A 23,333-nucleotide genomic window follows, 5' to 3' on the forward strand; every position below is an offset into this window, starting at 1 on the left:
CGTGCGCCCGTGATCCCGAGCGCACGCCCAGTCCAGCCGCCGATCACGCGCCGATCCACCGGGATATCTCGCAAGCGCGTTCGTGATATCTCACCGGAATGAAGGGGCGTAGGCTCGCCAGGTGGAAGCCCGGCACCTGCGCTACGCGCTCGCCCTCGCCGAACACCAGCACTTCGGCCGCGCGGCCACCGCCATCGGCATCGCGCAACCCCCGCTGTCCAAGCAGATCGCCGCCCTGGAACGGGAAGTCGGCGCCCCGCTGTTCGACCGCACGCCGCACGGCGTGTTCCCGACCGCGGCGGGGGAGGCGTTCCTGGACCGGGCGCGGCGGGCGCTGGCGGAGATGACGGCCGCAGCAGGAGACGCCGGACGGGCCGCGCGCGGCGAAACGGGTCGGCTGCGGCTGGGGTTCATCGGCTCGGCGCTGCTGGAACTGCTGCCGCGGCTGCTGGGCCGCTTCGGTCGCGAGCACCCCGACGTGCGGATGCAGGTGCAGGAACTGTCGACCGCGCACAGCGCCGCCGCGCTGCTGGCCGGGGACCTCGACCTCGCCATCGGGCGCGGCGCCCCTCGCGGCGCGGGAGCCGAGAACCTCACCTCGGTCACCGTCGGCACCGACCGGCTCGTCGCCGTCGTCGGCTCCGCCCACCCCTACGCGGGGCAGGCCGCGGTGCGCGCGGAACAACTGCGCGAGCAGGCCCTGATCATCACCCCGGCCGACGAGGAGCCCTACGTCCGCGCCGGCCTGCGCCAGCTGCTCGGCGAGGACGCGCCCGCGCTCCGCCGCGCCACCGAGGCCCGCGACGTGCACACCATCGTCGGGCTCGCCGCGTGCGGCCTCGGCGTGGGCCTCGTCCCGGCCTGCGTGCGCGCCGCCCCCCGCCCGGACACCTGGATCAGCGAAGTGCGCCCGCGCATCGACCTGCCGGAACTGGTGATGTCGTTCCGGACGCGGGACCGCTCCCCGGTGCTCGCCGCGTTCCTGGACACGACCCGCGAACAGTGCCCCGAAGTCGGCGGGAGGATCTGATCTCGTCCGGCGCAGCGGGTCGGGTGGCGGAACCGCAGCGAGAAGAACGCTGAGAACCCGCGGCGGTGCTGGTGGGCATGGTGGTCACTGCTCAGCGGCTTCGCCGCTGACAGGACAAGGATCAACGACGCCGTCCACCTGGAAGGACAGGATCAAAGGTAGGAGGTCAGCGGATTCAGGTCATGGCGGCACTCCGTGAGGAGGCGGTTGCGGAGCACCGAAGTGGACCGAGCCGGTGGCTGACCGCGGCGCTCGTGCTCAGCAGTGCAGCGATCACGGTGCTCGGCGTCTACACCGTGCTGGAGGTCTTCGGCATCTCGCCGGGAGGTTGACCGGCGCGGAGGTCGTGACGGGCGGGGATGCCGGTGCATCCGTGCTTGGATCTCCGACCGGTCGTGGTGTTGACTGTCCCGGACCCGACCGGCGGAAGGACCAGGTTGTTCACCACCCGACCGACCCTGCAGGGCACGCACGGCATGGTGTCCTCGACGCACTGGCTGGCGTCCTCGGCCGCGATGGCGGTGCTGGAGGACGACGGCAACGCCTTCGACGCGGCGGTGGCGGCCGGGTTCGTCCTGCACGTCGTGGAACCGCACCTGAACGGTCCGGCCGGTGAGGTCCCGATCATCTTCGCCCCCGCCGGGGGTGCGCCGACCGTGCTGTGCGGGCAGGGCCCGGCGCCCGCCGGGGCGACCATCGAGCACTACCGCGACCTGGGGCTGGAACTGGTTCCCGGCACCGGGCCGCTGGCCGCGGCCGTGCCCGGCGCGTTCGACGCGTGGCTGCTGCTGTTGCGCGACCACGGCACGAAAACCCTCGCCGACGTGCTCAAGTACGCCATCGGCTACGCCGAGAACGGGCACCCGGCGGTGGAGCGCATCGGGCAGACCGTGCGCACGGTGCGCGAGCTGTTCACCTCGGAGTGGGCCGCCTCCGCCGAGCTCTACCTGCCCGGCGGTGAGCCGCCCGCGCCCGGTGCGCTGCTGCGCAACCCGGCGCTGGCGCGGACGTGGCGCCGCGTGCTCGCCGAGGCCGAGGCCGCCGGGGCGTCCCGCGAGGCGCAGCTCGACGCGGCCCGGCGGGTGTGGCGCGAGGGGTTCATCGCCGAAGCTCTCGCCGACGCCGCCGCTCAGTCCACGATGGACAGTTCAGGGGGGCGGCACGCCGGCACCCTCACCGGTGATGACCTCGCCGGATTCACCGCCACCTACGAGGAACCCGCCACCTACGACTGGAACGGCTGGACCGTCTGCAAGGCCGGGCTGTGGAGCCAAGGTCCGGTGCTGCTGCAGCAGCTCGCGCTGCTGCCCGACGCGCTCGACCTCGACACCCCGGAATACCTGCACACCCTCATCGAAGGCACCAAGCTCGCGATGGCCGACCGGGAGGCCTGGTACGGCGACAGCACCGACGTCACCGTCGACGACCTGCTCGACCCCGCCTACAACGACCAGCGCCGCGCCCTCATCGGCGAGCGGGCCTCGACCGAGCTCCGCCCCGGCAGCCCCGGCGGACGCGTCCCCAAGCTCAGCGCGCACGCCCAGCGGGTGCAGCACGGGCCGCTGGACCTGATCGCGCCAGCGGGCGCGGGCGAACCCACGGTGGCGCGCAGCGGTGAGACCCGCGGCGACACCTGCCACCTGGACATCGTGGACCGGTGGGGCAACATGATCGCCGCGACGCCCAGCGGCGGCTGGCTGCACTCCAACCCGGTGATCGGCGAACTCGGCTTCCCGCTGGGCACCCGCTTGCAGATGGCGTGGCTCGACCCGGACCTGCCGAACTCGCTGGCCCCCGGCAAGCGGCCGCGCACCACCCTGACCCCGTCGCTGGCGTTGCGCGGCGACGAACCCGTGCTCGCGTTCGGCACTCCCGGCGGCGACCAGCAGGACCAGTGGAGCACGCACTTCTTCCTCTCCGTCGCCCTGCGCGAGCAGGTGCGCGGCGGCTACGACCTGCAAGGCGCCATCGACGCGCCGAACTGGCACTCCGAGAGCTTCCCCGGCTCGTTCTACCCGCGCGCCATGCGTCCCGGCGCCGTCACCGTGGAGTCCCGCATCGGCTACTCGGCGATCGCCGAGCTGCGGCGCCGCGGGCACGACGTGGCCGTGGGGGAGCCGTGGTCGGAGGGCAGGCTCAGCGCGGTCGCGCGCGACCCGGAGACCGGCATCCTCTCCGCGGCGGCGAATCCGCGCGGCATGCAGGGGTACGCGGTAGGCCGTTGACGCCGGAGTGTGATCGAAAAGTCCGATCACGCCGAACCATAGGGCCGAATGGAGCATTGTCCGTTCCACGTTCGGAGGACAGGATGGAGCCTCAACGGCTCTTGCCCGACCTCGAAGGACGACCCCGCTGTGCCCCAGCCCACCGCCGTGCGCGGTCTGCGTCGCGTTGAACTGATCACCACCGACCTGGATGGTGCGGCGCTGTTCCACCAGAACCTGCTGGGCTGGCGGGTGTGGGACTCGGCGGCGGGCGGTTTCGAGTGCTGGGTCGGCGAGCGGCACTGCGCCTCGATGCGTCCCGCCACGCACGGTGTGCGCCCCGGCTGGTACGTGGTGTTCGCCGGCGCGCGCCACGACGGTGATCTCGTCGGACCCGACGAGGTCACCGCGCGGATGGTGACCGGCCGCGCCCAGCACGGCCCGTGGGCGCCGGGCCCGCGCCGCGGCGAGCCCTGCTGGTTGGACCTGTGCACGGGTGCCCCGGAACGGGCGGACGCGTTCTGGGCGCCGACGCTGGGCTGGGCGGTGCAGGACGGGCGCTACCTCACCGGTGGCCGCCTGCTCTCCGCGCGTTCCGGGCGGTGCGTCGACGGCCGCTGGGACTGGCTGTGCCACTTCGCCACCGAGGACGTGGACTTCGCGGCGAACCGCGCGGTCCAAGGCGGCGGCCGGGTCGTGGACGGCCTGCACCACCCCGTGCTCGGCGAGGTCGTCGTCATCGCCGACCCGCAGGGCGCGGTCTACGGCCTCGCCACCGACATCGGCCGCTGGGGCGGCTCCCCGGCCGAAGGCTCCGGCCGTTGAGGGCGCTCGCGGACTGATCGTTCGATCCGCTTCGCGCCCGCGGAGGAACCACGGGCACCTGTTCGGGCCGCCTCACCCCTCGCGGGGTGCGAGTTCGCCCAGGACTCGGTGGGTGCGGTTGGCGCGGACCGAGAGGCGTTGCTCCCGGGCCGTGACGTCGATGTAGGTCTGGCTGGAGTTGATCGACGCGTGGCCCAGCAGCTTCGCGATCTCCGCCGCGTTCGCGCCGTCCTCGGCCAGCCGGGTCGCGAAGGTGTGCCGCAGCGCGTGCACCATCGCGCCCCGCTGCACCCGGTCGGAGATTCCGGCGGCGCGCAACGACTGGCGCACCAGGTACTGGAGCCCGCCGCGGCGCAGCGGTTCGCCCCGGTGGTCGACGAACAGCGGCTCGGCACCGGGCAGCCGCTCGCCGAACCGCACGCGCCGCGAACTCAGGTAGGCGCCGACGACCTCGTCGAGCGCGCCTTCGATGGGGATGGAGCGGTTCTTGCCGCCCTTGCCGTGCACGTGCAGCCGCCGGTCGCCGGGCCGCCCGGCCAGGGACGCGACGGTGAGGTCGAGCAGCTCCGCCGAGCGGACTCCCGTGCACAGCAGCACGGCCAGCACCGCCAGGTCCCGTTCCGGCCACGGGTTCCGGGCGCGGCGCCCGCCTTCGGCGACGAGCCGCAGCAATCGCTCTGGGGTGTCCTCGCCCTGCAGCGGTTTCGGCGTCGACGGCGCGCTGCGGGGTTTCGGCACCACCTGCATCGGATTGCCCCCGACGGCGCCTTCGACGACGAGGAAGCCGAAGAACCCGTTCCACGTCGACCAGGCCCGCGTCACCGACGACGCCGAGCGGGCGGCGGCGTGCCGCGCGAACGCGGACCGCAGCTGCGACGCCGTCACCGCCGCCATCGCCAGCTCGCCGACGCGCGCGCCGGTGACCTCCGCGAGCGCCCCGCCCACCGAGTCGAGATCGAGCCGGTAGGCCCGCAACGAGTTCGCGGCGAGCTTCCTGGCCTGCAGGTGTTCCAGGTACACCTCCATCCAGCGCGCCACCGAACCCCCGGTCGCCTCCCGCACGTCCGCACCTCCACCCGAGCAGAATGATCATCCGCCCCCGATGGAACCAGACACCACCGACAACCACGCCCCGACAGGGTCCCGAGCGGAGCGCGGCATCGACGATGCCGGCCACGTCCCGGAAGACGTGGCCGGCGAACGCGGGCGGTGCGGGAATCCGGTTCCCCCGCGAACCGGAGCGGCCGCGATCGGTCAGCCGCAGCGACCGTGCCGCCCGCCGACCCGCCGATCCGTCACCGGATCTCGATCGCGTTGACCTTCGGCTCGTTGTTGAGCTTGACGTTGTTCCACTTGTCGATCTTCAGGACGTCGCCGTTGTCGTCGTAGTAGACGAAGGTGTTGTTCCCCGTGGAGACCTTGCTGATCCACCGGCCGCCGAAGTCCATCTTCCCGCCGTTCGCGTAGCAGGTGACCTTCTCGGGACCGTTGCTCGCGTGCGACCAGATCTTCAGGAAGTTCTCGCCCGGAGCGCAGGCGACCTGGTTGATGGCGAACGCGGTTCCGACCGGCCCGACCATGGTGAAGGCGGCGGCCGCGATGATTGCGGCGGCCGCGCCGCGGGCGGTCTTCTTCGTCTTGGTGATCACGATTTCCCCTTGGGTCGAATGATGGATCCGCTCCGCTGACCCCTCGTTGCGGCGCGTTCCGGAATCATCGCGATCGGCGCTGTTGTTCGGCAATTGTTCTGGTGCTCGCGAGTACGTTGGGGCACACAACAATGCCCGCTCCGAGCTCGGGCGATTTGACGCGATTACATCGGTCACCTGCTGCGTCACCTGCGCGTTCTTCGCGGAGTATGCGGCTGAGGGGAGTTCTGATCGATTTCGTCGAGAGGTTTTCACGGGTCCTGAACGGTCGCGGGAAGTCCGCATTCCCCGCCTGCTGGGGCATTCGGTGCGATGAGGACGTCTCGATGAGGAATATTCAACTTGGGCGGTGGTGATCGTAATTCACGGAGAAGGAATATGACGAGCGCTGTTGGAATTGGGAAACTGCTCCGTCGTGCTTCGTTCGCGAGGGTGGAGCGTTCGCGCGGCACTCGTCACCCCGATCGAGCGGCCGGATGTTTAAACGCGGCACCGTTCGGCCGATCACGTGCTGGTGGAAGAAGTGGGGAAGGAACGGGACGGACCGGCCGTGCCGCGAGGGCTGCGCGTCGCCGGGGCCGTGAGCTGGCGGCTGCTGGCGGTGGCGGCGGTGCTCGTGGTGCTCGGCCGGATCGCGCTGGTGCTGTCCGAGCTGGTGATCTCGCTCGGCATCGCGATGCTGCTCGCGGCGTTGCTCGCGCCCCTGGTGGACCGGATGGACCACGTCGGGGTACCGCGGACCCTCGCGACGGTGCTGGCGCTGCTGCTGGGGCTCGTCGTGGTGGGCGGGGTGCTGACGCTCGTCGTGCTCACCGTGATCAACGGACTGCCCGGGTTGCAGGAGCAGGCCGCGCACACCGTGGAGAGCGTCCACCAGTGGCTCCGGACCGGGCCGCTGCGGCTCAGCCAGGGACAGCTCGACCAAGGGGTGCAGCGCGTCACCGACTACCTGCGCGGCAGCCAGAACAGCCTCACCGCGGGGGCGTTGAACACCGCGAGCACCGTGCTCAGCGTCGGCAGCGGGTTGCTGATCGCCCTGTTCACGCTGATCTTCTTCCTGCGCGACGGCCGGTCGATCTGGCGGTTCGTCCTCGATCTCACCGTGCCCGCGCACGTCCGGGACCGCGTCGACGTGGCCGGGCGGCACGCGTTCGAGTCGCTGGTCGCTTACGTCCGGGCGAGCGCGGCGGTCGCGTTGATGGACGCGGTGGGCGTCGGCGTCGGCTGCGCCATCGTCGGCGTGCCGCTGGCCGCGGCGCTGGCGGCGCTGGTGTTCATCGGCGCGTTCGTGCCCTACGTCGGAGCGATGATCGCGGGCTCGATCGCGGTGCTGATGGCGCTGGTCACCACCGGCCCGCTGCCCGCGCTCATCGTGCTCGCCATCGTCGTCGGCGTGATGCAGCTGGAGGGGCACGTGCTGCAGCCGCTGATCCTCGGGCACGCCGTGCGGCTGCACCCGCTGGCCGTCGTCCTCGGCATCACCGCCGGTTTCCTCGGTGCCGGGGTGGCGGGCGCGGTGTTCGCGGTGCCCGCGATCGCCCTGCTCAACGCCGGAATCCGGGCGCTCATCGACCCCCCGGCGGAGCTCGGCGAAACCGAGGACGCGGGCGAGGAGACCGTCGCCGACGAGCACGCGTGAGCCCGGCTCCCGGCGTGCGATCACTGGGGCGGGCGCACTTACAGTCGGACCCGTGGCGCCGGAACGGCCGGTGCGAACGCGAGAGGACCGTGACGCTGGTGCGCAAGGTGAAGGACCTGACCGGCCCCGGAGTGACCGACCGGTTCGGCATCGGAGGTACCGACCTCGGCGTGATGGCCACCGCGCCGGACGGGCGGATCGTGTCGGTGTTCGGCGACACGTTCGAACGGGCCGGCGTCGGCGGGCCGGGCTGGCGGTCACCCGTCGTGCTGTTCGCGGACCCGTCCACCGCCACCGCGGGCCTCGGGTGGACCGGGTCGATCGGCCCTGATTCCTACGCGGGCCAGGCGCTGCCGTACGAGCACGACACCGTGATCCACGGGCGCCACGTCAGCACCGTCATCCCGACGGACCTGATCACCGTCGGGGACACGATGTACCTGCACGTCATGGTGTGCCAGGGCATCGGCAACGTGCACTGGACCGAGGTGCACAGCTCCACCGACAACGGCGAGAGCTGGCAGCACACCGGCACCACCTGGCCCGGAGACCTGCACGGCGGCCTGTTCCAGATGCTGACCTGGGGACTCGGCGACGACGGTTACGTGTACGCGTTCACCACGGGTTTCCGCCGCGACCAGGGGCTGCTGCTGCACCGGGTGCCCGCGGACCGGCTCACCGATCCCCGTGCGTGGGAGGGCTGGGGGTTCCGCGACGGCGCGTGGGCGTGGGGCAATCCGCCGACGATCGCGCTCACCGGTGCCTACGGGGAGCTGTGCCTGCGCCCGGTCGGCGGCCGGTGGCTGTTATCTCTGTTCAACGCCGGGGACTACCGGATCGACGTGCTGAACATGGACGTGCCCACCGCGAACCTGTACGAGACGCCGCGGGCGACCGCGGTGCAGGGCTCCGCCTGGAACGGCGAGGACCACGCCCGCGGTCACGTGGCGCAGCTCTACGGCGGCTACATCGTGCCCGGCTCCACGCTCGACGACCTGCACCTGGTGGTCAGCCAGTGGAACACCGAGCACAACTGGCCGTACAAGGCGATGCAGTTCGCCGGAGCAGCACCCGGCGCGTGACGGGTCGGTGGACCGCTGATCCTCGGATCGGCGGGGCCACTTCGAACGGCGACGCTCCCGCCCGGGTGGTGTTCTGAACTCGGTGGCCGTCCGCGGACGGCCACCGAGCCGCTCACCCGAGATCCGTGAGGAGTTCCGCCGTGCAGCTCGGCATCCACTTCGCGAACTTCACCCTCCCCGGCGAGCCCGACTCGCTCGCGGAGGCGCTGTCCGCCACCGCGGTCGCCGCCGAAGGAGCCGGGTGCACCCGGTTCAGCCTGATGGACCACTGGTTCCAGATGGAGCACTTCGCGACGTCCCAGGACCCGATGCTGGAGGGCTACACCTCGCTCGGGTTCCTCGCGGGCAGGACCAGCCGGATGGACCTGGGCCTGCTGGTGACGGGCGTGACCTACCGGCATCCCGGGCTGCTGGCGAAGATCGTCACCACGCTGGACGTGCTGTCCGGGGGTCGCGCGCTGCTCGGCATCGGCGCGGCCTGGTACGAGCGCGAGCACCGCGGGCTCGGCGTCCCGTTCCCGCCGCTGGCGGAACGGTTCGAGCGGCTGGAGGAGACGCTGCAGATCTGCCGCCGGATGTGGAGCGACGAAGAAGGTCCCTACACCGGCAGGCACTACGAGCTGGCGGAGACGATCTGCCGCCCGCGCCCCGTCCAGCATCCCGGCCCGCGGGTGCTCGTCGGCGGCGGCGGTGAGCGCAAGACGCTGCGCCTGGTGGCGCGCTACGCCGACGCCTGCAACCTGTTCGCCACCGGCCCGGACGAGGTCCGGCACAAGCTGGAGGTCCTCGCCCGGCACTGTGAGTCGGAGGGCCGCGACCCGGCGGAGATCCAGAAGACCATCATCGCCGCGGGCGATCTCGGCACCCCGGACGAATTCCTGGCCCGGATGGACGACTACGCCCGCCTCGGCGTCGAACTCGTCGAGATCGTGCCCACCGGCCCGGACCCGGCGGCGATGGTCGGCGAGTTCGCGGGCGCGGTCGTCCCCCGCCTCGCCGAGCTCGGCTGAGCGGTGGACCGGCCGTCCGGCTCCGGCCGCCCAGGGGGAAGGCGTCCGCGCCTCCGCCGCTACCGTGACCGGCCATGGACAGCATCGCCGAGCTCCGGTCCCGGTTGCGCGCCTTCGCGCAGGAGCGCGACTGGGGGCGGTTCCACAGCCCGAAGAACCTCGCGATGGCGCTCAGCGGTGAAGCGGGCGAACTGATCGCGGAGTTGCAGTGGCTCGACGACGCCTCCGTCGCCGACGGCCTGGAACAGGGCGCGCTGAAGGAGCGGCTGGCCGACGAGGCCGCCGACGTCCTGCTCTACCTGGTCCAGTTCACCGAAGCCGCGGGCATCGACCTGGTCGACGCCGCCCACGCCAAGATCGACCGCAACGAATCCCGCTACCCGGTCCACCTCGCCCACGGCACCGCCACCAAGCAGACCGAGCTGCACCGACCGCACCAGGACTGACGCCCGCGCAGGCAGGTGCCGCCCAGGGTCGGCCGCTGCGCAGACCATTCGGAAGGACACCGCTGGCATGCCGGAGCCGTCGTCGTTGTTCCTCGTGCTGGACCTGGTCGGGACGTTCGCGTTCGGGCTCAACGGCGCGCTGACCGCGGTGCGGGCCGTGCGGGTCGACCTGGTCGGGGTGCTGACGCTGGGCATGACGACGGCGCTCGGTGGCGGCATCATCCGCGACGTGCTGATCGGCTCGCTGCCGCCCGCGACGTTCAGCGACCTCAAATACCTGGGGGCCGCCGCCGCGGGAGCGCTGGTGGCGTTCTTCCTGAGCATGCCGCTGGAGCGGTTCACCACGATCATCGTCGTGTTCGACGCGGTGGGGCTGAGCGTGTTCTGCGTGACCGGCGCGACGAAGGCGCTGGAGTTCGGGCTCGGCGGGGTGCAGGCGGTGCTGCTGGGCGCCGTCACCGCCGTGGGCGGCGGCACCTTGCGCGACGTGCTCATCCGGCGGGTGCCCGCGGTGCTGGTCAGCGACCTGTACGCGGTGCCGGCGCTGGTGGGCGCCGCGATCGTCGTGGTCGCCTCCTACGCCGGGCTCGGCTCGCTGCTGGGCGTGCTGCTGGCGTCGGTGACGTGCTTCGCGATCCGGATGCTGGGCGTGGTGTTCGAACTCCAGGTGCCCTCCGCGCTGGGCCGGCGGGGCACCGAGGACGACGGTCCGGAGCCGGGCGGGCGGTGACGGGGCGGCTCCTCGACCGAGCGAGCGGGCGCCGGACTCAGCACAATTCCGGTACCGACCGCCGACCCGAGAGGAGCGCACGTGGCGACCGAGTCACCTGCCCAAGCGGTGCTGGACGGCGGAGGCACCGGCTGGCTGGAGGAGTTCTACCAGGACCTGCACCGCCACCCGGAGCTGTCCCACCAGGAGCACCGCACCGCCTCGAAGGTCGCCGAACGCCTCGGCGAATGGGGTTTCGAGAAGCACACCGGCGTCGGCGGCACCGGGGTGATCGGCGTGCTGCGCAACGGTTCGGGGCCCACGGTGCTGCTGCGCGCCGACATGGACGCGCTGCCGGTGCGGGAGGCGACCGGCCTGCCGTACGCCAGCACCGCCACCACCGACGGGGACCCGCCGACGCCGGTGATGCACGCCTGCGGGCACGACGTGCACGTGACCTGCCTGCTCGGCGCGGCGCAGCTGCTCGCGGCGGGCGCCGGGCACTGGAGCGGCACGGTGATCGCGCTGTTCCAGCCCGCCGAGGAGACCGCGGACGGCGCGCGCGGCATGGTCGAGGACGGGCTGAGCTCGCTGATCCCCGCGCCGGACGTGGCGCTGGCGCAGCACGTGCTGCCGCTGCCCGCCGGGCGGCTCGCCACCGGCAGCGGTCCGGTGCTCGCCGCCGCCGACAGCATGCGGATCACCGTGCACGGCTCCGGTGGGCACGGGTCGATGCCGCACACCACGATCGACCCCGTCGTGGTCGCCGCGATGATCGTCGTCCGGTTGCAGACGGTGGTGGCCCGCGAAGTCCCGCCCGGTGAGCAGGTGGTGCTGACGGTGGGGAGCGTGCAGGCGGGGACGAAGAGCAACGTCATCCCGGACAGCGCCGTCATCGAGCTCAACATCCGCACCTACGGCGAGCAGATCCGCACCCAGGTGCTGGACGCGATCGACCGGATCGTCCGCGCGGAGTGCGCGGCCTCGCGCTGCCCGCAGGAACCCGAGTTCGAGATGTTCGCGCGCTTCCCGCTGACCGAGAACGACCACGACGTGACGGAGCGGGTCACCGCCGCGCTGCGGGAGCACTTCGGGGCGGACCAGGTGGGCGAGATGGGCCGGTGGTCGGCGAGCGAGGACTTCGGCGATCTGCCCGCCGCGTTCGACGCCCCCAGCACGTTCTGGGCGCTCGGCGGGATCGACCAGGAACTGTTCGAGCGCGCGGCCCGCGAGGGGCGGGTCGCGCAGGACGTTCCCGGCAACCACTCGTCGAAGTTCGCGCCGGTGCCGCAACCCACGCTCGACGCGGGCACCCGGGCCATGGTGGTGGCCGCGCTGGCCTGCCTGAGCGCGGGGGCGGACCGCTGAGGAGCCTTTCGGAACTCGTCGTCGGCCGAGCGGAGCGATCATGAACGTACCGGGGTTCGTGTGGGTCCTGACGATCATCGCGGTCGTCGGGTTGCTGCTGTTCGACTACGTGTTCCACGTGCGCAAGGCGCACACGCCGAGCATCAGGGAAGCCGCGGTCTGGTCGGCCGGGTACGTCGGCGTCGCCGTCCTGTTCGGACTCGGAGTGTGGGTGTTCGGCGGCACCACGATGGGCACGGAGTACTTCGCCGGGTACGTGACGGAGAAGGCCCTGTCGGTGGACAACCTGTTCGTCTTCCTGATCATCATTTCGAGCTTCAAGGTGCCGCACGCCGATCAGCAGAAGGTGCTGCTGTTCGGGATCGTCTTCTCGCTCATCGCCCGGACCGGGTTCATCTTCCTCGGCGCCGCGTTGATCAACTCGCTGGCGTGGGTGTTCTACATCTTCGGGTTCATTCTGCTGGTGACCGCGGGGAACCTGCTGCGGCCCGCCGGTTCCGAGGACCGCACCGCCGACAACGTCATCATCCGGATCGCCGAACGCCTCTTCCACACCACCGACGAGTACGACGGGGACAAGCTCACCACCTGGGTCGACGGCAAGCGGGTGCTGACCCCGATGCTGCTGGTGATGGTGGCCATCGGCGGGACCGACGTGCTGTTCGCGCTGGACTCGATCCCGGCCATCTTCGGGTTGACGCAGAACGTGTACCTGGTGATCACCGCGACCGCGTTCTCGTTGCTGGGCCTGCGGCAGCTGTACTTCCTCATCGACGGGCTGCTGGACCGGTTGATCTTCCTGTCCTACGGGCTCGCGGTCATCCTCGGGTTCATCGGCGTGAAGCTGGTGCTGCACGCGCTGCACGAGAACAACGTGCCGTTCATCAACGACGGCAAGCCGCTGCACATCGTCGAGATCAGCACCGGGCTCTCGCTCAGCGTGATCATCGGCGTGCTGGTGATCACGGTGATCGCGTCGCTGCTGAGCCCGAAGGGGCGGGCGCAGAACGCGGTCTCCGGTGCGCGCAGGCACGCCACGGCCTACCTGGACGAGGGCTACGAGACCGATCCGGCGGTCCGGGAGCAGACCTACCGGAAACTGCTCTCGGAGGAGGAGCAGATCAAGAAACTCCCGAACCGGTATCGCGCCGCGATCCGCGACGAGTGGGAACTGATGGACCTGCTGCGCCGCGCCCACGACAAGCACCGCGAGTCCTCCGGCTGAACCGCGGATCGGCGTGTGGAATCCGCCCTCCGAAGTCGGCCGTTCCGCTTCGAATCGGAACGCGTCGGCGGTGCGCGCGGAGACGGCGGCGGAATCGGCGTGTGGCAAGACGAACCGGGCGTTTCACCGATCGGTTCGGGGGCGGAGCTCAATGGGGGATCTCCGGCGGTTCCTTCGGGTGAGCCGGTCTCGGGAGTTCTGCGCAACGGGGTTGGGCCGTCCAGTCGTCGCAGATCACCGCTTCGCGATGCGTCCATTGCTCTTTTCGGGTCATGTGCGCGAGGTGCATTCAGGGGTACCTGCTTGATCGCCGACCGAATGGACGGTTAAAAATGGGTGCCTGCCGACGCGAGTGGGCGAGCCGGGCAAGAGGGCCTCCGGATCGCGAGTGCGATCCGGAGAACCGCGACGCCCTCGGTCCGCGGCGGCTGTTCGACGATGCCGATGCCGGGAGCGGACTCCCGGTTCTGGAAGCGGAGGAAGTCATGACCACGTCAGCAATCCCGGCGAAGGTCGCCGTGATCGGTGGTGGCCGAATGGGCTCGGGAATCGCGCAGACCTTCGCCATCGGCGGCGCAGAAGTGTCCATTGTGGAAAGCAGCGAGAGCGCTGCGGGCGCCGCGAGGGAGAAGATCTCGGCCGCCGTCGCCAGGGCCGCCCAGCGGGGCAAGCTGGCCGACCCGGACGAACTGCTCGGCCGCGTGGCGGTGCTGACCGGAATCGCGGCGCTGCCCGGTGATGCGGAGCTGGTCGTGGAGGCGGTGCCCGAGCTGGCCGAGACCAAGGTCGAAGTGCTCTCCGGCGCCGAGCGGGTCGTCGGCCCCGACGCCGTGCTGGCCAGCAACACGAGTTCGCTGTCCATCGCCGGTCTCTCCGCGGCGCTGCAGCGCCCCGAGCGGTTCCTCGGGATGCACTACTTCAACCCGGTTCCCGCTTCGAAGCTGGTGGAACTGGTCGCCGGGCCGGACACCACCGACGCCGTGCTCGGCCGGGCCCGCGACTGGGTGCGGGGGCTCGGCAAGGCGGAGGTGATGGTGCGGGACTCGCCCGGTTTCGCCACCAGCCGCCTCGGCGTGCTGCTGGGGCTGGAGGCGATCCGGATGCTGGAGGAGGGCGTCGCCGACGCGGCGTCCGTGGACAGCGCGATGGAGCTCGGGTACCGGCACCCGATGGGCCCGCTGCGCTCCACCGACCTGGTCGGCCTCGACGTCCGCTTGGCGATCGCCGAACACCTGCACGCGACGCTGGGCGAGCGCTTCGCCCCTCCCCAGCTGCTGCGCGACAAGGTCGCGCGCGGCGAACTGGGCCGCAAGACCGGCCGCGGCTTCCACGACTGGGAATGAGCGGCGGAACTCCGAATTCCACGCGGTGGCGGCGTTTCCGGCTCCACGCCGGTGCCGTCAGGTCCGGGGGAGGCGGATGTGGGAGTGGTGGCCGCGCGGGAGCCGGCGGGCGGTGAGCGCACCGCCGTGGGCGCGCACGATCTCCTCGGCGAGGGCGAACCGGATGCCGTCGCGCCTGCCGGGCGGCTCGGTGTCGTCGGCGGCGGGGCGTTCGGCGTCCACGGACGCGGTCGCCCAGGCCGCGTCGCCGCCGAGGGTGATCGTGACGGAGCCGCCGGGACCGCAGTGGTGCACGGCGTCGGTGACGAGCGTGGTGAGGACTTCCGCCAGCAGCGGCCGGTCGGCGCGCACCAGGACGGGCTCGGCGTCGACCCGCACCGTCGCGGTGCAGGATCCGAACTCGGCGGCGACGTCGCGGGCGAGGCCGGCCAGCTCCACCTGGTCGGGGCGCGGGTGCAGCCCGCCGGACTGGAACCTGGACAGCCGCAGCAGCTCGTCGAGCCGGTCGCCGAGCCGGTCCAGGTCGGCGCTGATCCGACCGAGGTGGTCCCGCTGATCGAGGGGTGCGTCGGCCTGGGCGGACTCGACGGTCGCGCGCAGCCTCGCCAGCGGCGCCCGCAGGTCGTGCGAGGCGTGGGCCACGATGTCGCGCCGCGGGAGGTCGTGGCCGGGCCCGCCGCCGGTGACGCGCGGCCCGTCGGCGCCGTGGATCCCGACGTTGAGCGAGACCAGCGCCGCCACGCAGGCCGCGGACAGCTCTACGGCGGCCTGCGCGGGGGAGAACCCGAACAGCACGACCACCACGCCGGTGCTGGTGATCATCGCGACGAGCGTGATCAGCACGACCCCGAGCAGCGGCTGGGCCAGCGGGAAGCGCCGCAGCAGCACCGAACCGAGCAGTCCGATGCCGGTCGCTTCGCACATCGCGACCAGGATGATCAGCAGCGGGTTCGCGTCCATCACCGCGCGGCGCCCGGCGGGTCGAAGCGGTAGCCGACGCCCCACACCGTCATCAGCATCGCCGGATCCGAAGGATCGTCCTCGATCTTCTCCCGCAACCGGCGCATGTGCACCGTGACGGTGGAGGCGCCGCCGAAGTCGTAGTCCCACACCTCACGCATCAGCTCGTCCCTCCGGAGCACCCGGCCCGGGTTCCGCAGCAGGAACACGAGCAGGTCGAACTCCCGGTTGGTCAAGGTGAGCGGCCGTCCGCCCTTGGTCACGACCCGCGAGGACTCGTTGACGACCAGGTCGCCCGCGGTGAGCTCCGGCGCCGCCGGCGCGGGTGCCGAGGCCGCCTCGGTGCGCCGCAGCACGGCCCGGATGCGCAGCACCAGTTCGCGCCCGCTGAACGGTTTGGTCAGGTAGTCGTCGGCGCCCGCGATGAGGCCGCGCAGCCGGTCCTCCTCCTCGGCCCGGCCGGTCAGCATGATCACCGGGGTGCTGGTCTCCGCGCGGACCCGCTCGCAGAACCGGATCCCGTCCAGGCCGGGCAATCCGACGTCCAGCACGATCAGGTCCGGCCGGGCCCGGTGGAACAGCTCCATGCCCGTCGGCCCGTCGGAGGCGACGATCGAGGTGTAGTCCGCGCGGTGCAGGTACCCCGTGATCACCTCGACGACGTCGGGATCGTCGTCCACCAGCAGGATGCACCGGCGCGCCGCCGTCGGGTCGTCGTGGACGGATGGCAGGTCCGGCGGTGTCACCGGGCCAGCCTATCGACGACCCGATCGCGGCTGCGGTCATGAGGCGCGTCCCAGCCTTTCCTCCGGTGCGGCCCCGCGCAGCCGCGTCGTCACCAGCTCGACGCGGGATCGGCAGCCCGATTTGGTGAACAGCCGGGTCAGGTGCTTCTCCACGGTCTTCTCGCTCACCCCGAGTGCGGTGGCGATCTGGCGGTTGGTGCGCCCGCCGCCGATGAGGTCGACGATGCGGTGCTCGGTGCGGGTCCACGGCCGCGCCCCGGACTTCGGGGGCGCCGCCGCGACCGGGCGCAGCGGCGCGACGGGCGCGGCGGTGCCGAGCGCGCGGATCCCGCGCACCGCGTCCGGGTGGGCCGCCGCCGCGGAGTCGGCGAGCGCCGCGCACAGGCACGACAGCCGCCCGTCGACGTCGGCCACGAGCAGTTCGGCGTCGACGAGCCGGTCCAAGGTCCGGCCGCAGGTGGCGAGCTCGGTGCCGAGGACGTCGGCCACGGCGGGCAGGTCGTCCATGTCGAGCGCGACCACCGCGGCGACGGCCGCCAGCAGCCGCGGCGCCACGTCCCCCAGTTCGCGGGCGCGGTTCACCAGGTCGTGGTCCTCGGGCAGCGGCACGGGAGAACCGGGGTCGCGCAGCCGCGTCCGGCCGGGGCTCGTGGTGAGCCGCCGGTCCCGGTGCAACCGTTCCAAGGTGCCGAGCACCGTGCCCGGGTTCCCGTACAGCGGCCCCAGCGCGGTGCGCAACGAGCGCAGCAGGTCCGGGTGCACCCCGTCGCCGGCGGTGGCGGCGACGGCGTGCTCGTCGAGCGGGCCGAGGTCGATCACCTCGTCGGCCAGCGCCGCCAGCTCCGCGCCCGCCGGGGTGGCGGGGTCGCGCACGGCGGCGACCACCAGGCAACCGGGGCGGCGCGCGGTGATCAGCAGCAGCGCCGGGTCGACGATGCGGTCGACGTCGTCGAACAGCAGCGCCGTCGGCCCGAGCCTGCCGAGCCGGTCGAACACCTCGGTCAGCTCGGCCACCACGGCCGGTCCTTCCGCGGGGTCCTCGGCCGCGCGGGCGCGCAGCCGCGACAGCTTGCTGATCCGATCGATCAGTCCGGGGTCGGCGAAGCGGTCGAAGTGCGCGCGCAGCGTGTGCAGCACCGCGTCGAACCCGTCGATGAGGGTGCCGCTGACCGGCCGCACCGGCGCCGCCCGCACGCCTTCGGCGATCCAGCGCCGCGCCGTGGTGCGCAGCAGGGTGCTGCGCCCGCTGCCGGCTGCTCCTCGCACGACGACCAGCCGCCCGCGCGGCGCGGACTCCCGCAACGCGCCGCGCAGGACGGCCAGCGCGCCCTCCCTGCCTTCGAAGCCCTCCCCGGCTTCGAAGGCCATGTCCTCCCGAATCACGTCCGCTCCCTCGCGTCGCATCCCCCGATGACCAGCTGTTGATCTTCTGTTTAGCACCGATCGCGGGCCTCGTGAGGGCCGGGAAGAATGCCGAACGGATGATTTAAGGAATGCGTAATCAATCGCATAATCCCTGGTGATGGCCTTCACGGATCAATGGGTGATCTCCCCGTGAAATCCGGGAGTGCGACGGGGGCCACCCGCGATAATGGGGGCATGAGCAGTCCTCGATCGCTGTCCGCGTGCTGTCCGGAGCCGCCCCTGCCCACGGGGGCGGACGGCAGGATTCACGGCCGGGCCGAGGTCGTCGCCCGGATCGTCGAGTCCTGCGCGGGGCCCGGCGCGGTGCCGCTGGTCCTGGTCACCGGACCCGCCGGGATCGGGCGCAGCGCCGTGCTCGCCCAGGCGCGCGCCCGCGCCGACGACCTCGGGATGTCCACCGCGGACGTTCCGGTGGTGTTCGCGGGACTGGACGTGCGGGAGGTCGCGGGAGGCATCCCCGGCGCGCTCGGCGCCGAACCGGAATCCGGCGAATCGCCGTGGGCGACCTTGCAGCGCGTGCTGTCGGGCCGGCGGACCCGCGCGGTCGTCTTCCTCGACGACGCGCAGCGGCTCGACGCCCGCTCGACGAGCAGGCTGCTGGGCGCGGTGCGGGGACTGGCCAACGTTCCGATCACCTTCGTCTGCGCGGTGCGCACCCCGGCGGACACGACCGGTCCGCTGGCCGAGCTCGTGGCGGCCGGGCTGGCGCGGGTGGAGCGGCTGCGCCCGCTGCCGGTCGCGGCGGTGCGGGGGATTCTCGTGGACCGGTTGGGCGCGAAACCCGCCGGGGGACTGGCCGAGTCGCTGCGCGACCGGTGCCGCGGCACGCCCGCGCTGGTGCACGCCGCCGTGGACGGCTACCTGCGCGGCGGCGTGCTGCGCGTGGTCGACCAGCACGCGCACCTGGTGGGCGACCGGTTCCCGGCGCGGCCGAGCGGTGAACCCGCGCCCGCGCTGCCGGGCGGCGGTGCCGACGCGGACGGGTCCGCACCGGAAGTGCTGCGCGCGCTGGCGGTGCTGCACCCGCTGCGGGAGGCGGCACCGGGGCTGATCGCGCGCAGCCTCGGGCGCGGCGAGGGGCGGATTCGGCGGCTGCTGCGCGAGTGGTGCGCGCGCGGAGTGCTGCTGCCCGATCGGCGCGGCGGATTCCGGTTCCGCGTTCCGATGCTGGCGGCGGTGCTGGCCGGGCGGCTCGGGCTGTTCGAACGCCGGCGCATCGCGCAGCTCGCGGTCGCCGCGCTGATCGAGGGGACAGCCACCGCGCCGGACGAGCACTACCTCGCCGACCGGATGGCGGAAGCGGGCAACCTCGTCGACCGGGACCGCGCCGTCGCCGAACTGCACCGCCGGGTCGACGAGGTCGCCGCCGTCGACGGCGACCGCGCCGAGCGGTGGTCGCGGGCCGCCGCGAAGTTGTGCGCGGACCCGGCGGCGGGTGCGGTGTTGCTGCACCGCCGAGCGGTGATCTGCGCGCGCCATCGGCGTTTCCGCCGCGCCGTGGAACTCGCCGACGCCGCACTGGGCGCTGAATCGCTGCCCGCCGCGTCGGCGCAGGAGCTGCGGATCATCCGGGGGCTGGGTTGGGCGGGCGCGGGGGAGCTGGCCGCGCTGCGCGAGCTCGCCGACGACGGCGCGGCCGGGGTCGTCGTGCGCGCCGCCGCGCGGTGCCTGCTCGGGCGCTGGAGCGACGCGCACGACCTGCTCGTCGGCAACGCCCCGGAGTGGGAGCGCGATTCCGCGACCATCCATTTAGGACGCTTGTTGCGCGGGACGTCCGGCGCGCTGCTCGGCCGCGCCGACGAGGAACCGCCCCGGCCCGAAGACGAGGTCGCCGAGCTGCTGGTGGACGCGCTCACCTTGCACACCGGAGCGCACCGGACGCCGGCCACGAGCGCGCCCCGGCGGGCGATCAGCTCCGCGCGGGCCGGGAACTGGGACGAGGCGCTCGACCGGTGCCGCGCCACGCTCGCCGCGGAACCGGTGCACGGCGCGGTGCCCGGCCTGACGGTGCTGTTCCGGGACATGGCCACGATGCTCAGCGCCCGCGGCCGGTTGAGCCGCGCCGACGCGGTGCTCGCCGAAGCACGTGCCAGGAACGCGCCGATGCCGCACCTGCTGCTGCTCGCGGAGGCCGAACTCGCCGGGCTGTTCGGCGAGCGCGACCGGGCCCGCGCCTTGCTGGAGGAGGCGTTGCGCAGCGCCGCCGACCTCGGCGTCCTCGGCGCCACCGCGCCGGTGTGGCGCCGGTTGGCCTGCTGGGAAGCGCGCCACGGCAGCCCGGCCACCGCGTCGCGCTGCGCCGACCGGGCCGCGGACGGCGATCCGGTGCCGGTGTCGGCGCGCGGGGAGCGGGAGCTGGCGCGGGCCGTCGCCGACGAGGATCGGGACGCGGCCACCGCGGCGATCACGATCGCCGCGGACCTCGGCGACCCGTTCGGCTACGCCGGCACGGTGCTCGCCGTCGCGGAACACGGCCTGGCGGACCGGGAATCGGCGAGCGCGGCGTACCGGATCTTCGGTGAGCTCGACGCGTTGGTCCCGCGAGCCCGGATGCGCGCGCTGCTGCCCGCGAAGGAGCTCGGAGAGCAGGGGCAGGCGGCGACGGTCGAGGAGAACGAACGGCTGCTGGCCCGGCTGGTCGCGGAGGGGCTGAGCAACCAGCAGCTGGCGGCGGTGCTGGCCACCACCGAGAAGAGCGTGGAGGGACGGCTGTCCCGGTGCTTCAAGCGCGCCGGGTACCGGTCGCGAGCCGAGTTCGCCACCGCCACCGTCAACGCCGAGTTCTTCGGCGCCGGCGCGATGTGAGGCGCCGCTCGGCTCCCGGCGCCGGGCCGATCCCGCACGGCACCTGATCCCGCCGGGCGCCGGCGCCTGCCCGTCAGATGACCCCGGAACGGACCGCGTAGGCGACGAGGTGCGGGCGGTTCCGCATCCGCAGCCGGTTCGTCATGGTGTAGATGATGTTCTTGACGGTGCGCTCCGAGTAGCACAGCCGGTTGCCGATCTCCTCGGTGTCGCAGCCGTCCGCGATCAGCCGCACCACGTCGATCTCGCGCGGGGTGAGCCCGGAGGAGTTCAGGCCGCGCGGGGTCAGCACGTCCTGCTGCAGGGTCTGCACCTGCCGCAGCAGCTCCCCGAGCAGCTTCGACGGGAGCGCGGCGCCCCCGTCGGCGGCGGAGAGGATGGTCTCCTGCAGCCGAGCCGCGGTGGCGACGTTGCGGTGCAGGATCGCCACGACCTGGCACTCCGTCACGCTCAGCAGCTGGGAGCTGTCGAACTCCCCGGTGACGAGCACGATGGGCACGCCGAACTCGCCGGCGGCGCGGCGGAGTCCGGCCGCGGTCGTGGCGGTCACCGCGTCGGCGGCGTAGACGAGCACGTCCACGTCCGCGGCCTGCGACGTCGAGTCCACCTGGAGCTGCGGCCGTCCCATCAGCGTGCAGGTCAACCCGGTGAGGGTGATGGGGTCGGCCGCGCGGACCGCGATCCGCACCGGTTTCCGGGAGGGCCGGCTCGCCTGGTCGTCGACCGGCGGTGCTTCCCGTTCCATCTGTGTGGTCATCGCGCATCCTCCGAACCTGAACTGCGAGTGGTGGACGGGATCCGCGCGGCTGGACGCGGCACCGGATCCGTACGTGCACCACCGAGTCTCCGATGAGGTCGGCGTGGAAGTGGCTCGCGGCGGGGAGGCGGCGGGGTTTCCCTCACAGCTGTTCGGGCAGAGGGGTCAGGCGACAGTGCACCGGTCGCGCGGTGCCCCCGGCAAGGAACCCGCGCCGGTGCGGCCCTTCTGGTCCGGTGGTGTGCCCGTTCGGTCATCCGTCCGAGCCGATGGCGGTTGATCGCGAGGCTCGGCCGCCTGGACGATCCGATCGAGGCCCGGAGCCCGTCCGCATTCCCGGTGGGGCCGCGGAAATCCGGCAATTCACCCGAGTTCAACGGCAGTTCACCGGCCGGACGGTGGGGTGTCGGGTCGACTCCACGCCGCGCGGAAACGATGTCGCCGGTCGAACGTCGAATCGAGGAGCCGTAGTGAAGCCTGACCGTCGCCTGCTGTTCGCACTGGCCGCCACCAGCCTGACCGCCGCGACCGCGATCGCGGCGCCGAGCGCGCTCGCCGGACCGTCGGCCCGTGCGAACGAGCTGCCCGACCCCGCCACCTACGATGCCGCGATCGCTTGGCTGCCGGACACCCAGTACTACTCCGAGAGCCACCCGGAGCACTTCGACGCCCAGACGCGGTGGCTGGTCGACAACGCCGCCGAGCGCAAGATCGGGTACGCGACGCACACCGGTGACATCGTCGACGACTCCGACGACGAGGACCAGTGGAACAACGCCGACGCCAGCATGAAGACGCTGGACGACGCGAAGTTCCCGTACGGCGTCGTCGAGGGAAACCACGACGTCGAGGGCCTCTACGGCGACTACTTCGGCGACGAGCGGTTCGCCGGCTCCCCGGTGCGCGGCGAGTCCTACGAGAACAACCGCCAGCACTACGACCTCGTCGACGTCGCCGGCAAGCAGGTCATGATGCTGTCGCTGACCTGGGACATGCAGGAGGAGGACTTCGCCTGGGCGGAGAAGGTCCTCGCCGAGCACCCGGACACCCCGGTGATCATCAGCGTGCACGCGTACCTGAACACCGACGGCTCCTACAGCGAGCAGGGCCAGGACATCTTCGACCGCGTCGTGGAGCCGCACCGCAACGTGAAGGCCGTGCTGTGCGGGCACAACCACGGCGCCACGCACAACGTGCAGGAGACCGCCGACGGCCGGAAGGTGCCGGAGATCCTCGCCGACTACCAGAGCGCGCCGGAAGGCGGGCTCGGTTACCTGCGGCTGCTGCAGTTCGACATCGACGCGGGCAAGATGATCGTCGACACCTACTCGCCGTCGAAGGACGACTCGGACTACTTCGACGGCGAGGACGACTTCACCGTCGACGTCGACCTGAACACCACGAAATGACCCGCTGATCCGGCAACCCGGATTCCGCCGTCCCCAGGGGCGTCCGCCGTTCGGCGGGCGCCCCTGGCCGTGTTCCGGACACATATCGTGCGCAGGTCCAACGGCCGTGTTCCGCGCGTTCGCCGAGCTCCTAATGTGGAAAGCAATCGCACTGGGCGTGGCCCGACGGCGACCACCCGGCGCGTACGGGGCCGGACATCACGACTCCCTCGAACTCCGCAGAAACGATCGTCGAATCGACCGGTGGACGGAGCGATTTCGCCTGCCGGGTTCATGGGAAGAAGGTGCAGATCATGCGCATCAAGAGCATTTTCGTCTACTCCGGCGGCGGCTGGGGCTGGGGCCACGGCTGGGGCCACGGCTGGGGCTCCGGTTGGGGCTGGGGCAATGGCTGGGGCTGGGGTTGGGGCCACTGGGGCGGTTGGGGCTGGGGCAGGTAACCGGCACCCGTCCGCCACGGCTCCTCCCGGGCACGCGCCACGGCGTGCCGGGAGAACTCCGGCCATGACGGCCCGAAGGTGAACGCATTGTCGAGGTGGCTCCCACCTGTTCGGCGTTTTTTCGTCGCAACGGTGGGAGCCACTGGTGCGCGCACCGGGAAAGGGACTACGGAAACAAGAACGGGAAAACCGACCCGCGAACGGGCTCTGGTGCCGTCGAAGATCACCGATGTATAACGGGGGCGTCGCGACATTTCGGCC

20 protein-coding genes are annotated in these 23,333 nt (G+C 72.1%); 14 read left to right on the forward strand and 6 right to left on the reverse strand.

What is annotated here, in order from left to right; all coding sequences use genetic code 11:
- Nucleotides 1–121: 121 nt before the first annotated feature.
- From BJ969_RS10860 to BJ969_RS10875, 4 genes are all read left to right on the forward strand, one after another.
- Nucleotides 122–1,030 (forward strand): LysR substrate-binding domain-containing protein, encoded by a 909-nt coding sequence (locus BJ969_RS10860; protein WP_184478821.1) that lies wholly within the window; start codon nucleotides 122–124, stop codon nucleotides 1,028–1,030.
- Nucleotides 1,031–1,212: 182 nt separating this feature from the next.
- On the forward strand, nucleotides 1,213–1,362 hold the full coding sequence (locus BJ969_RS10865; protein ID WP_184486149.1) for a hypothetical protein: 150 nt from the start codon (nucleotides 1,213–1,215) through the stop codon (nucleotides 1,360–1,362).
- A gap of 105 nt (nucleotides 1,363–1,467) precedes the next feature.
- The gene (locus tag BJ969_RS10870) at nucleotides 1,468–3,255 is read left to right on the forward strand and encodes a gamma-glutamyltransferase family protein (protein ID WP_184478822.1); all 1,788 of its coding nucleotides are present in this window, start codon (nucleotides 1,468–1,470) and stop codon (nucleotides 3,253–3,255) included.
- 129 nt (nucleotides 3,256–3,384) lie between these two features.
- The gene (locus BJ969_RS10875; protein WP_343071333.1) at nucleotides 3,385–4,059 is read left to right on the forward strand and encodes a VOC family protein; all 675 of its coding nucleotides are present in this window, start codon (nucleotides 3,385–3,387) and stop codon (nucleotides 4,057–4,059) included.
- A 72-nt stretch (nucleotides 4,060–4,131) separates the two neighbouring features.
- Here BJ969_RS10875 and BJ969_RS10880 read toward each other — a convergent pair whose 3' ends face one another.
- Nucleotides 4,132–5,121, reverse strand: coding sequence for a tyrosine-type recombinase/integrase (locus BJ969_RS10880; RefSeq protein ID WP_425503543.1), 990 nt, complete (start codon nucleotides 5,119–5,121; stop codon nucleotides 4,132–4,134).
- A 233-nt stretch (nucleotides 5,122–5,354) separates the two neighbouring features.
- Entirely contained in the window at nucleotides 5,355–5,708 is a 354-nt protein-coding gene (locus BJ969_RS10885) for a beta/gamma crystallin domain-containing protein (protein ID WP_343071334.1), read from the reverse strand.
- 523 nt (nucleotides 5,709–6,231) lie between these two features.
- Here BJ969_RS10885 and BJ969_RS10890 point away from each other — a divergent pair.
- From BJ969_RS10890 to BJ969_RS10925, 8 genes are all read left to right on the forward strand, one after another.
- Complete coding sequence (locus tag BJ969_RS10890) at nucleotides 6,232–7,347, forward strand: AI-2E family transporter (RefSeq protein ID WP_343071335.1); 1,116 nt, start codon at nucleotides 6,232–6,234, stop codon at nucleotides 7,345–7,347.
- Between the two features lie 98 nt (nucleotides 7,348–7,445).
- Nucleotides 7,446–8,429, forward strand: coding sequence for a glycoside hydrolase family 183 protein (locus BJ969_RS10895; protein ID WP_343071336.1), 984 nt, complete (start codon nucleotides 7,446–7,448; stop codon nucleotides 8,427–8,429).
- 140 nt (nucleotides 8,430–8,569) lie between these two features.
- Entirely contained in the window at nucleotides 8,570–9,439 is an 870-nt protein-coding gene (locus BJ969_RS10900; RefSeq protein WP_184478826.1) for a TIGR03560 family F420-dependent LLM class oxidoreductase, read from the forward strand.
- 74 nt (nucleotides 9,440–9,513) lie between these two features.
- Nucleotides 9,514–9,885: a nucleotide pyrophosphohydrolase gene (locus BJ969_RS10905; protein WP_184478827.1), complete on the forward strand. Its 372-nt coding sequence runs from the start codon at nucleotides 9,514–9,516 to the stop codon at nucleotides 9,883–9,885.
- Nucleotides 9,886–9,952: 67 nt separating this feature from the next.
- Nucleotides 9,953–10,615 carry a trimeric intracellular cation channel family protein gene (locus tag BJ969_RS10910; RefSeq protein ID WP_184478828.1) on the forward strand — a complete coding sequence of 221 codons (663 nt, stop codon included), beginning with the start codon at nucleotides 9,953–9,955 and terminating at the stop codon, nucleotides 10,613–10,615.
- A gap of 81 nt (nucleotides 10,616–10,696) precedes the next feature.
- A complete protein-coding gene (locus tag BJ969_RS10915) occupies nucleotides 10,697–11,962 on the forward strand; it encodes an amidohydrolase (protein ID WP_184478829.1) in 1,266 nt (421 codons plus the stop codon).
- A 40-nt stretch (nucleotides 11,963–12,002) separates the two neighbouring features.
- Nucleotides 12,003–13,187, forward strand: a complete 1,185-nt coding sequence (locus BJ969_RS10920) for a TerC family protein (protein WP_184478830.1) — start codon at nucleotides 12,003–12,005, stop codon at nucleotides 13,185–13,187.
- A 485-nt stretch (nucleotides 13,188–13,672) separates the two neighbouring features.
- Entirely contained in the window at nucleotides 13,673–14,530 is an 858-nt protein-coding gene (locus BJ969_RS10925; RefSeq protein WP_184478831.1) for a 3-hydroxyacyl-CoA dehydrogenase family protein, read from the forward strand.
- A 57-nt stretch (nucleotides 14,531–14,587) separates the two neighbouring features.
- Here the strand turns inward: BJ969_RS10925 and BJ969_RS10930 are convergent, their stop codons facing one another.
- The 3 genes from BJ969_RS10930 to BJ969_RS10940 are packed head-to-tail and all read right to left on the reverse strand — an operon-like array spanning nucleotide 14,588 to nucleotide 17,619.
- Nucleotides 14,588–15,490, reverse strand: coding sequence for a sensor histidine kinase (locus BJ969_RS10930; protein WP_184478832.1), 903 nt, complete (start codon nucleotides 15,488–15,490; stop codon nucleotides 14,588–14,590).
- Nucleotides 15,490–16,236, reverse strand: a complete 747-nt coding sequence (locus BJ969_RS10935) for a response regulator transcription factor (protein ID WP_343071337.1) — start codon at nucleotides 16,234–16,236, stop codon at nucleotides 15,490–15,492. Before BJ969_RS10935 ends, BJ969_RS10930 begins: the two co-directional genes overlap by 1 nt.
- Before the next feature lie 36 nt (nucleotides 16,237–16,272).
- Nucleotides 16,273–17,619 (reverse strand): LuxR C-terminal-related transcriptional regulator, encoded by a 1,347-nt coding sequence (locus BJ969_RS10940; RefSeq protein ID WP_184478833.1) that lies wholly within the window; start codon nucleotides 17,617–17,619, stop codon nucleotides 16,273–16,275.
- Nucleotides 17,620–17,835: 216 nt separating this feature from the next.
- On the opposite strand from BJ969_RS10940, the gene BJ969_RS10945 reads away from it, so the two are divergent.
- The gene (locus tag BJ969_RS10945; protein WP_184478834.1) at nucleotides 17,836–20,466 is read left to right on the forward strand and encodes an AAA family ATPase; all 2,631 of its coding nucleotides are present in this window, start codon (nucleotides 17,836–17,838) and stop codon (nucleotides 20,464–20,466) included.
- 73 nt (nucleotides 20,467–20,539) lie between these two features.
- Here BJ969_RS10945 and BJ969_RS10950 read toward each other — a convergent pair whose 3' ends face one another.
- Nucleotides 20,540–21,223 carry a helix-turn-helix transcriptional regulator gene (locus BJ969_RS10950; RefSeq protein ID WP_246456740.1) on the reverse strand — a complete coding sequence of 228 codons (684 nt, stop codon included), beginning with the start codon at nucleotides 21,221–21,223 and terminating at the stop codon, nucleotides 20,540–20,542.
- A 470-nt stretch (nucleotides 21,224–21,693) separates the two neighbouring features.
- Between BJ969_RS10950 and BJ969_RS10955 the strand changes: the two genes are divergently transcribed.
- Nucleotides 21,694–22,632 (forward strand): metallophosphoesterase, encoded by a 939-nt coding sequence (locus tag BJ969_RS10955; protein ID WP_184478835.1) that lies wholly within the window; start codon nucleotides 21,694–21,696, stop codon nucleotides 22,630–22,632.
- The last annotated feature ends 701 nt before the right edge of the window (nucleotides 22,633–23,333 follow it).

The organism is Saccharopolyspora gloriosae, from assembly GCF_014203325.1.
Taxonomy (GTDB): domain Bacteria; phylum Actinomycetota; class Actinomycetes; order Mycobacteriales; family Pseudonocardiaceae; genus Saccharopolyspora_C; species Saccharopolyspora_C gloriosae.